Here is a 10,398-nt window from a genome sequence, read left to right as displayed (position 1 = left end):
TTAGGGCTTGCCCCCGATGGCGGTGTGTCAGCCGGCACATCTGCAAGTTGACCCACCGCCTTCGCGAGCAAGCCCGCTCCCACAGTGTATTGAGTGATGGCAGACGTCAGGCCAGGTCTACGAGAACGATTTCGCTGTCCTCGATCGCCGTCACCTCAAGCACCTGCTCATCCTCAACCGCCACACCATCCCGCGCCTGCGCGCGCACGCCATTGACCTCAATCACGCCAGTCGCCGGCACGAGGTAGGCACGACGCCCACCGTCCAGCCGATACTCCGCACGTTCCCCAGCCTTGAGCGTCGCCGCCACCAGCCGTGCATCGGCACGAATACGCAGGCTTTCACTGTCACCGGCCTTGCCGCTGGCCAGGGTGACAAACCCGTCACGGCCGTCCTTCGGAAACGGCTTGGCGCCCCACGACGGTGGCAGGCCGCTCTCATTGGGGATGATCCAGATCTGGAAGATCTTGGTGGGTGTGTCTTCCAGGTTGTATTCGCTATGGGCGATCCCGGTGCCTGCGCTCATCACCTGGACATCACCGGCTTCGGTGCGGCCTTTGTTGCCCAGGTTGTCGGCATGGCTGATCGCGCCTTCACGCACGTAGGTGATGATTTCCATGTCGCGGTGCGGGTGCTGCGGGAAACCCGTGCCGGGCGCGATGATGTCGTCGTTCCATACCCGCAGGTTGCCCCAGTGCATACGCTTGGGGTCGTGGTACTCGGCAAATGAAAAGTGATGATGGGCGTCAAGCCAGCCGTGATGGGCGCCACCCAGGGAGTTGAAAGGTCGAAGTTCAAGCATGATCGTCTCCTGTTGATGGTGCTAATGATCCGCCAGCCGATGATCGATAAAAAGCGTAAAAAATGCCGGATTCCAATCTATAAATTAGATTGGTTGCTGGCGCTTTGACTTTCACTTCATCGCCTAACTGCATGACAGCAAAGCAATTGGCTGGCACTGAACAGCGATTCCGGCGACCATGGCGCACTCATCAAAATCCAGCACACCGCAGGAGTCCGCGTGTCGCAACAACAGCCTGATCTGCCTCCCGAACTGCGTCCACTGGCAGAAATGCCCTTATTGAAACGCTTGGCTGCGCGCTTGTTCGGTCATGGCCTGACGCGTTTGCGCGCGCAACATCGGTTTTCCTGGCTGCATGGGCAAGCGGATGGCTTTCGCAGTGGTCACGAGGCCGGCGTGGAATATGGCTACCGCGAGGGCAAGGCGGATGGTATCGAAGAGGGTCGCCAGGTCCTGCTGATTCGTGACTTCCGTCCGGATGAGCACTGCGCGCCCAGCGTAGACGACAGCCTGTTCGATGACTGGCGATTGCCGCTGACCGCCGAGCTCAAGAAGCGCATGAAGGCCGACGTAGCGCGTTTACTGCCTGCCCATGCGCAGCCCAGTGCAGCGCAATGGAAGATGATTTTCAGTGATACGCCGTCCACCTCGGTGATTGCCGGCGCCGGCGCGGGTAAGTCCACCTCGCTGGTGCTGCGCATTCTATTGCTCACCCATTACCTTGGCTTTGAGCTTGGCTCAATGACCGTGGTCACTTTTACGCGTGAGTCGCGCAAAGACTTCATCAACAAGTTGATGGAGATTCTCAACCTGTGGGGCCAACCCCTGGGTATCAAAGAGGCTCAGGCCGTCGTGCGTACCTTCCATTCGCGGATCCTGCCGATGGTGCGCAGCCTGCCGGGTTTTGAACGCCTGCAGGCATTCGAGAACCTGAGTTCGGGTTTTGAAGACGCCGACAGCAACCCCTTCGACCTGCGTATCAATGACGCTCAGCGCCAGCAGATGAACGCCTGCTATCACCGTTTGCACGGTCAGCATGCGCGCTTTCGCGAGTTGATTGGGCCATTGGCCCGTCATGGCCTTCAACTCAAGGAGCTGGAGCGTGATCATCCGGATGTGCAAAAACGCATGGCCGTCACTGAATTGGCCGCCAAGCGCGATGAAGAACTCTGCGATGTGATCGAAGACCTGTGGTTCCGCGCGGGTGCCTGGCCGATCAAGGGCATCGAGCCCAACCGGCAAACGGTTGAGATCAACGGCGCGCAGTTCCATTGCCATGGCTATGTCCCCGAGCTGGATGCTTGGGTGGTGCTGGGCTTTGATCCGCGGGAAAACGCTCAGGTCAGTCGGCCAAATTCGAAGCTTTCAGTCCGCGCTGAGTGGGCGGTAAAGCGAACACTGTTTCAAGCTTTCTGTCGCAAACCTTTGATTTGGTTGGATAGTTATGAATCTTCCAAGCGAATCTTGAGCAGTCTGGCCGGTGATGCCAGTGCGGGCCCTGGCTTCGATTACAAGGTGCAGGGCGAGCTGGCTTCAGCGCCATTGCTGGACAGCTTTGTCGCGGCTGCCGGATTTATCGAGAACCTCGGCCTCGACGTACCCACGGCCGTTGGCCAGATGAGTTTCGCCAAGGACGACCCGGACCGGTTCTTCTTCGAAGCCCTGAGTATTTTCTGGAAGGCCCTGGAAGATCACCTGTTGGACCAGTCGCCACCGATCATGACCTACAACCGCATGTTCTCGCTGTTCGGTGAAAACACGCCGGAAAACCTCAAGCTCCTCAGCGACCCATTATTGCGCCCGCTGTCGCACCTGATGATCGACGAGTTCCAGGACGTTTCGCCGCAGATCGTCTCATGGTTGCGTGCCAGCCTGCGGGAGATCCGCAGCCGTGGCCCGGCCATGCATGTGGGGCGCGGTGCCCAGCATTCCTCACTGCTTTGCGTGGGCGATGACTGGCAGTCGATCTACGGCTGGCGCGGCAGTTCGCCCAAATACTTCATGGAGTTCAACAAGGAGTTCCCGTCGCCGAGTACCACCCGTGTGATGCTGGGGGAGAACTACCGCAGCCACCAACACATCATCGATGCCGCCGAACATATCGTGCGTAGCGCCCCGGCGATCACCGGCAAAAAGGCCAAGGCCAGTGGTGCACCCAAGGCGCTGGTGCCGGTGAAGGTGTTGGGAAGGGACGATGCAGCGCTCGGACGGCAATTGTTGGAGCACTACCAGAAAGGCGAAAGCGTGTTAATGCTGTATCGAAAAAGTAGCGATAAGTTATTGATACAGGAGCATATTCAGTCTGTAGTTAATGTGGATTCTAGCTTGCCGCCACCGGATCGCCGGCTGAAACAGCTGACCTACCACAGCGCCAAGGGCCTGCAAGCCGATGCGGTGTTCCTGCTGGGGGATTGCCAGCACGTCACTCGCTCGCCCTATAAGAACCAGGTGTACCGCATGGCGGGTCTGGGCAAGGACGGTGACAGTGAGCCGTATGATACGGCGCAAAAGGATGAAGTGTTGCGGTTGGCCTATGTCGGCATTACCCGTGCGGTCAGCCATTGCTATTGGTATGTGGAGAAACCGGAAGGCCAAGCGGTGAATGTGCCCAAGGCGTCGGAGCGGGTGGATGGCAAAAAAGCGTTTTTTGATGATGAGCGCAATTAGCCAGCCAGTGCAGTCCAAATGTGGGAGGGGGCTTGCCCCCGATGGCGGTGTGTCAGTTGCAGATGTTTCAACTGATACTCCCTCATCGGGAGCAAGCCCCCTCCCACATTTGGATCTCCATCAGTCAGTGGGGCAGGCTTAGGCCCTGAGTGACACCGGCGGCACAAACGCCTCCAACTCATCCTCCACGGCCTCGATAATCCGCTCCACATCCGCCGCATTCATCACCGTGGCACAGGGAATGCCAGCGATGGCGATCAGCGTCTCACCGCTGGCACGGTCGAACAGGCGGGCGACCATGCTGCCGGGCGCGTCCATGCTGCCCTCGAAGCCCATCGGATGAAAATGCCAGCGCATCAGCTGGCACGCGTTGGGGAACGTCACTTTGTTCATGTTGCCCACCTTGTTCATTGAGCGCTTCCTTTAGCTCGCGGCAGGGGGCCATGACCTTCACTGGTCGTGGCGTTGGAGACCTTAAAAATAGCATCGGTTCGCAACAACACGTGGAGTTTTTTCGCTCCGTTCGGCGGTTGTTTTCCATAAGTTTGATGTAGGTCATGTCCTACTAAAAAGCTGGGCGATGTGCCATTAGCGCAAAGGCCCCAAATGGCCATTGTCGTCGCCATTGAAATTCGGCACTCTCCACGATTTACCCGCCGCAGAGCCGTTCATGCCCGACATCGCCCCAGACGATGCACACCTGCACACCCAAGCCACGGCCGAGCTGGTGCTGCGCCATCACCTGTGCTGGCGGCATCGCGACCTTGAAGGGGTGATGTCCTACTACCACCCGGATATCCAATACCACGACTTTTTCCAGAACCGCGTGATCGGTTACGCCGAATTGCGTGAGTACCTGCAAGCCAGCATGCCCCGCGAAGCGGACGAGGCAATCGAACACACCGACCGTATCCGCGCCGATGGCGACACGGCGTTTATCCAGTACCGCATCACCTTGCGTGGTGGCCAGGGGCTGGTGTCGTTTCGCACCAGCGAGGCCATCACCGTGCGCGATGGGTTGATCTGGCGGGTCAACGAATACGCGTCTTTAGTGCATGAGCAACCTGCCCAAGCGCGCCCGACGGTCAGCCGCCTGGGCCTGTCGCCCCAGCAACTGGGGCATATGGCCAATGATTTGCAGCAGTACTTCGAGCGCAAGCAGCCGTATCTGGACCCGGAGTTGGACCTGCAACGGGTCGCCAAAGAGTGTGGCTACAGCCGCAACCAGATTTCCTACCTGCTGAACCAGGTGTTGGGGCAAAGTTTCTACCGCTACGTCAACCAGGCGCGGCTCCAGCATTTGCTGGCAGCGCTGGACAAGGCCACGCCGCCGATCAAGGTGGATGACCTGGCGTTTGCGGCCGGCTTCAATTCGCTGTCGGCGTTCTACAGCGCATTTCGCCAGCACACCGGCCAGTCGCCCAAGGCCTACGTCAAACAAATTTCTTTGCGTGCACGCGCGCAAGACAACCCCTGACACCGCGCCCTAGGATCAACCCCATCGCAACGAGGTAGGGGACCGGGCATGCCAGCATGGCGCAACATCAGCTTATGGATGGACCAGTTGGACGATCCGCTGGTGGCGCGGCCGTCCCTGGAGCATGACCTGGACGTCAACGTGGCCATTATCGGCGCCGGCTACACCGGGTTGTGGACGGCGTATTACCTGAAACGCCAGGCGCCCGAGCTGAACATCGCGATCATCGAAGCGCAAACCGCCGGTTTCGGCGCGTCGGGCCGCAATGGCGGTTGGCTGATGGGCAACCTGTTGGGGGAAGATCGCTTGTTGGCAGGCCTCGATCCCGAGCAGCGCCGCGCCTCCTATGACCTGTTGCATGGCATCCCCGATGAAGTCGCGCAGGTACTGGCCCGTGAAGGCATCGACTGCGATTACCGCAAAGGCGGCGCCCTGTACTGTGCGGCGCGCTACCCGGAGCAGGCAGGCAGCCTGCGCAGCTACCTGGACAAACTCTACGCCCAGGGCCTCACCGAAGCCGATTACCGCTGGCTGGCCCCGGAGCAGTTGGCTGAACAGATCCGCATTGCCAAGCCCTATGGCGGTATCTATGTACCCCACGTCGCGACCATTCACCCGGCCAAGCTGGTGCGCGGCCTGGCGCAGGTGGTGGAACGCATGGGGGTGAAAATCTACGAAAACTCCCCGGCCACTCACTGGCAGTCCGGCAGCGTGCGTACCGCCAAGGCCAGTGTTCGCGCCGTGTGGGTTGTGCCAGCGGTGGAAGGCTACGCCAACACCTTGCCGCCCCTGGGGCGCTACCAATTGCCGGTGCAAAGCCTGATCGTCGCCACCGAGCCATTACCTGCCAGCACCTGGGATGAAATTGGCTTGAGCCACGGCCAGGCGTTCGGCGAAAGCAGCCGCCAGGTCACTTACGGCCAGCGTACGGCGGATAACCGCCTGGTATTTGGCGCCCGGGGTGGTTATCAATTTGCCGGCAAACTGCGGCATGACTTCGATTTGACCGACAGCGAAGTGGCCCTGCGTCGCTATCTGTTTGGCGAACTGTTCCCACAGCTCAAGCACGTGAAGATTACCCATTCCTGGGGCGGCAACCTCGGCATGGCGCGGCATTTTCGCCCGCACATGCTGTGTGACCACAAGACCGGCATCGCACTGTCCGGTGGTTATGGCGGGGAGGGCGTCGGCGCCACCCACTTGGGCGGACGCACCCTGGCCGACTTGATCCTGGGCCGCGATACACCGCTTACCCATCAACCCTGGGTGATCCGCGAGCGAGGCCTCGATGCGCTCAAGCCCTGGGAACCCGAACCCTGCCGTTGGCTGGGCTACAACGCGATCATTCGCAGTTTTGTCCATGAAGACCAGGTGTTGGCCAACCCCAATACCGCCCCTTGGCGCCGCAAGCTGGCGACCGGCGTGGCCGGGTTTATGGAAAGTTTCATGCACTAAGTCGTTTCACTCACACGGGAAAACCCATGAGCATCACCCAATTCAAAGACACCTTGAATGCCCATCTGCCGGATTCGTCACCGGTGGCCGTGCCCTTGGGCGAGCCCATCGCCGTGGCGTCGACCTTGAGCGTTGAACGCAGCGATGGCATCGAAACCGGCATTTGGCAGTGCACCCCAGGCCGCTGGCGTCGCCAGATCAAATCCCAGGAGTTTTGCCACTTTATCCAGGGCCGCTGCACCTTCACCCCCGACAACGGTGAAACCGTCCACATAGAAGCCGGTGACGCACTGATGTTGCCGGTCAACAGCACTGGCATCTGGGATATCCAGGAAACCGTGCGCAAGACCTACGTATTGATTTTGTAACGCTTTGATCCTTGATCGCCTGCCATAAAAACAGCCCTAAAACCGCCAGGAAATCGAACCATGAAAGCCATTGCCCTGTTGCCCTTGATGTTGGTGGCCTCTATCAGCCAGGCCGCCGAGACGGTGAAGATCTACAACTGGTCCAGCTACATCGCGCCGGACACCACGAAAAACTTCCAGAAGCAGACCGGCATTGGTTTTAGCTACGACGTGTACGACAGCAACGAAACCCTCGATGGCAAGTTGATGACCGGTAACTCCGGGTACGACGTAGTATTTCCGTCCAACCACTTTATGGCCCGGCAGATCCAGGGCGGCGCTTTGAAGAAACTCGACAAGAGCCAGTTGCCTAACTGGAAAAACCTCAACCCGGTGCTGCTCAAGGCCCTGGAAAACAACGACCCCGGCAACGAACACGGCTTCCCGTACCTGTGGGGCAGTACCGGCATCGGCTACAACATCGACAAGGTCAAGGCCGTGCTGGGGGACAACGCGCCCGTGGATTCCTGGGATTTGATCTTCAAGCCCGAATACATGGAAAAACTCAGCAAGTGTGGCGTGGCCATCCTCGACAACGGCCCGGAGTTGCTGCCAATAGCCCTGAATTACCTGGGTTTGCCGCCCCACAGCAAAAAGCCTGAGGACTACAAGAAAGCCGAGGCGTTGCTGATGAAGGTGCGGCCGTATGTGGCGTACTTCCATTCCTCCAAATACACCGGCGACCTGGCCAATGGCGACATCTGCGTGGCGGTCGGCTTCTCCGGCGACGTATTGCAAGCGGAAAGCCGCGCCAAAGAAGCCAAGAACGGCGTGAAGATCGGCTACCAGATTCCCAAGGAAGGCGCTGCAATCTGGTTCGACATGGTGGCCATGCCCGCTGATGCCCCGGATGAAAAGGCCGGTTATGCGTTCATGAACTACCTGCTGGAACCCAAGGTAATGGCGGATATCACCAACTCGGTGCACTACGCCAACGGCAATAGCGCGGCGGATAGCCTGGTGGACCCTGAGATCAAGGCCGATACCAAGATCTACCCGAGCGAGGAAATGATGGGCAAGTTGTTTGCGCTGGAAGCGATGCCGTTGAACATTGACCGGGTTCGCACGCGGGTGTGGAACACCATTCGTACCGGTCGCTGAAGTCTACTGCTGTAGGTGATCAAAATGTGGGAGGGGGCTTGCCCCCGATAGCGGTGTATCAGTCAGCTAATCTGTAGCTGACACACTGCAATCGGGGGCAAGCCCCCTCCCACATTTGCACTGTGTGAAGGCCTCAGGCTTCAGGGATTTTCCAGATCATGCCCCAACGACTGGATAAACAGCGAAAACAGCTCCGGCTGTGACGAAATATCCAACTTCGCGTACAAATGCCGACGATGAACCTTCACCGTGTCCGGCGAGATATTCAAACGCTCGGCCATGGCCTTGGACGAGAACCCGCGCAAAACCAGGCGCGCCACTTCCAGTTCGCGCTCCGACAGCACACCACACCCAAAATGGCTCAAGGCATCGCGTATCTGCGTGTCCATGGCCGGTACACGCCGGGTACTTTGCTGCCAATGCTGCTGCATCAGCGGCAGCACCCAGGCCCCCAGCGTGGTCATCAACCCGGTTTCATCAGCGCTGAACGGTCGCTGCATGCCCAGTGACAGCGATAGGGTGCCCGCTGCCGGCACTTGCAGGATGAACTGCACCTCGTCCTCCAGCACGTTGTCGTGGAAGTAGTTGAGGAAGTACTCACTCTGGCGAAAGTGGTCGGGTGCGACTTCCTCCAGGCGGTATACACCGCTCACGTAACCTTCGCGACAGGCCTGGAAAAACGGATCAAGCAAATACAGGCCATTGAGGTACACCAGCATCGACGCCGGTTTGCTGCTGGGCTGGGCGTCGTATTCTTCCAGGGCCAGGGGCGGGCCTTCCCGCGGGTAATAAATCGCCAGGGCGTTATCGAAGGGCAGGCACTGGTGCAGCAACAGCACCAGTTGCTTCCAGAACCGCTCGGTGCCGATGTGCGCCACGGTGCGGCCCAGGCCTGCGTGCATGCCGACTTCGCGGAACAGGCTCATAGGACAGGCTTCCGTTAGTTGAAGATCGGCCAAGGGTTCGGTGTTTGCCGGGTGCCGTCAAGGGGAGTACGCCAATAGGGGAATTGGCTGGCAGATGCACAGTGCCTACTGTTGCAACTATTGAGCGAGAAACATATCTCGCAAAAATCAGATTTCGTTTCTGCCTCACACCAAGAACAACGACAGAGGATAACGATATGAGTGCTTCGCCCACGCCCGACGGCGTATTGAAACCCACCCTGAGCGTCTTCGATGTAGTGGCCATCACCGTTTCCGCAGTGACCCCGGCCAGTTCCGTGTTTGTGATTGCACCGTTTGCTATCCAGCAGGCGGGCAGCGGCGTGTTCCTGGCGTTTGTGATGGCCGGGTTGCTCGCGCTGATGTTCGCGTTTTGCTACGCCGAACTGGGCCGCGCCCATAACAGTGCCGGCGGCGAATATGTGTATGCCAAGCGGGTATTTGGCGGCATGGCCGGTTATGCGACGTTCCTGACCGTGCTGGTGATGTTGCTGTTTATCCCGCCGGTGTTGGCCACCGGTGCAGCGACGTACCTGAACAACGCCCTCGGCACAAAATTCGATTCACAAACCGTCGCCCTGGTGATCGTGGTGTGCAGCTACGCCCTGGGCATTCTCAATATCAAGCTCAATGCCTGGATCACCGGCACGTGCTTGTTGCTGGAAGTCGCCGCGTTGTTGGTGATTGTGTACCTGGGCTTTGGCAATCCGGTGCAACCTGCCAGTGTGCTGTTCGAACCGCAAATCGTCGAAAACGGCGTGCTGCACCTGGCGCCGTGGGCATTGGTGATTGGTGCAGTGGGGATCGGCCTGTTTTCCTACAATGGTTATGGCCCGGCGGTACTGCTGGCCGAAGACATGAAATGCGGCGGCAAAGGTGTGCACAAGGCGGTGCTGTGGTCTCTGGGGTTGGTGGTAATCATCGAATTGGTGCCGATCACGGCGCTGTTGATCGGCGCGCCGTCCCTGAGCGAGATGATTGCCAGCCCCGACCCCATTGGTTATCTGCTGACCAGTCATGGCAACGAAACCCTGTCACGCCTGGTCAGCGCCGGGATCTTCCTGTCGGTGTTCAACGCGATCGTGGCCATCGTGATCCAGATTGGCCGCGTGGTATTCAGCAGTGGCCGCGATGCGCTGTGGACTCCACGCATCAACAAGCTGTTCACGCGTATTCATCCGCGCTGGGATTCGCCGTGGCTGGCCACGCTGTTTCTGGCGATCCCTTCGGCGCTGCTGAGTTTCAGCTCCAACCTGGCCGATCTCACCTCGTTCAGCGTGTTGCTGATCATGCTGGTGTACCTGATGGTGGCCATGAGCGCGTTGATGAGCCGGGTGTTGCTGCGTGAGCGTGAGCATCCGTATCGCATGCCGCTGTGGCCATTGCCGGCGTTGGTCGCGGTACTGGGGGCGGGCTATTTGCTGATGACCCTGGTGGCGGCCGCGTCGATCAGGGACATCATGATCATCATCGGCTTGCTGGCCCTGTCGGTGATTCTGTATTGCATCAGTGGCCGGTTGAGTCCGGTCTTCCAGAAATTGTAAG

Annotated in this window: 9 protein-coding genes; 6 read left to right on the top strand and 3 right to left on the bottom strand. The window is 59.2% G+C overall.

What is annotated here, in order from left to right; genetic code table 11:
- Positions 1-106: 106 nt before the first annotated feature.
- Positions 107-802, bottom strand: a complete 696-nt coding sequence (locus tag DYL61_RS27275; protein ID WP_135310919.1) for a pirin family protein — start codon at positions 800-802, stop codon at positions 107-109.
- Between the two features lie 219 nt (positions 803-1,021).
- Here DYL61_RS27275 and DYL61_RS27270 point away from each other — a divergent pair, with 219 nt between their 5' ends.
- The gene (locus DYL61_RS27270) at positions 1,022-3,469 is read left to right on the top strand and encodes a UvrD-helicase domain-containing protein (protein ID WP_135310918.1); all 2,448 of its coding nucleotides are present in this window, start codon (positions 1,022-1,024) and stop codon (positions 3,467-3,469) included.
- Positions 3,470-3,607: 138 nt separating this feature from the next.
- Here DYL61_RS27270 and DYL61_RS27265 read toward each other — a convergent pair whose 3' ends face one another.
- The gene (locus DYL61_RS27265) at positions 3,608-3,880 is read right to left on the bottom strand and encodes a DUF1652 domain-containing protein (RefSeq protein WP_105696927.1); all 273 of its coding nucleotides are present in this window, start codon (positions 3,878-3,880) and stop codon (positions 3,608-3,610) included.
- A gap of 259 nt (positions 3,881-4,139) precedes the next feature.
- Here DYL61_RS27265 and DYL61_RS27260 point away from each other — a divergent pair, with 259 nt between their 5' ends.
- Genes DYL61_RS27260 through DYL61_RS27245 form a run of 4 tightly spaced genes read left to right on the top strand, consistent with a single transcriptional unit; the run spans position 4,140 to position 7,909 of the window.
- Positions 4,140-4,946 (top strand): helix-turn-helix transcriptional regulator, encoded by an 807-nt coding sequence (locus DYL61_RS27260; RefSeq protein WP_135310917.1) that lies wholly within the window; start codon positions 4,140-4,142, stop codon positions 4,944-4,946.
- A 48-nt stretch (positions 4,947-4,994) separates the two neighbouring features.
- On the top strand, positions 4,995-6,401 hold the full coding sequence (locus tag DYL61_RS27255) for an NAD(P)/FAD-dependent oxidoreductase (RefSeq protein WP_135310916.1): 1,407 nt from the start codon (positions 4,995-4,997) through the stop codon (positions 6,399-6,401).
- A gap of 26 nt (positions 6,402-6,427) precedes the next feature.
- Positions 6,428-6,769 (top strand): cupin domain-containing protein, encoded by a 342-nt coding sequence (locus DYL61_RS27250; protein WP_135310915.1) that lies wholly within the window; start codon positions 6,428-6,430, stop codon positions 6,767-6,769.
- Positions 6,770-6,829: 60 nt separating this feature from the next.
- Entirely contained in the window at positions 6,830-7,909 is a 1,080-nt protein-coding gene (locus DYL61_RS27245) for a polyamine ABC transporter substrate-binding protein (RefSeq protein ID WP_105696931.1), read from the top strand.
- Positions 7,910-8,049: 140 nt separating this feature from the next.
- Here the strand turns inward: DYL61_RS27245 and DYL61_RS27240 are convergent, their stop codons facing one another.
- Entirely contained in the window at positions 8,050-8,835 is a 786-nt protein-coding gene (locus DYL61_RS27240) for a response regulator transcription factor (protein ID WP_135310914.1), read from the bottom strand.
- 197 nt (positions 8,836-9,032) lie between these two features.
- On the opposite strand from DYL61_RS27240, the gene DYL61_RS27235 reads away from it, so the two are divergent.
- Positions 9,033-10,397: an APC family permease gene (locus tag DYL61_RS27235; RefSeq protein WP_135310913.1), complete on the top strand. Its 1,365-nt coding sequence runs from the start codon at positions 9,033-9,035 to the stop codon at positions 10,395-10,397.
- The last annotated feature ends 1 nt before the right edge of the window (position 10,398 follow it).

This window comes from Pseudomonas nabeulensis, assembly GCF_004682045.1.
Taxonomy (GTDB): domain Bacteria; phylum Pseudomonadota; class Gammaproteobacteria; order Pseudomonadales; family Pseudomonadaceae; genus Aquipseudomonas; species Aquipseudomonas nabeulensis.
The sequence above is the reverse complement of the archived record's forward strand: the minus strand, read 5'-3'. Positions and strand labels throughout refer to the sequence as shown.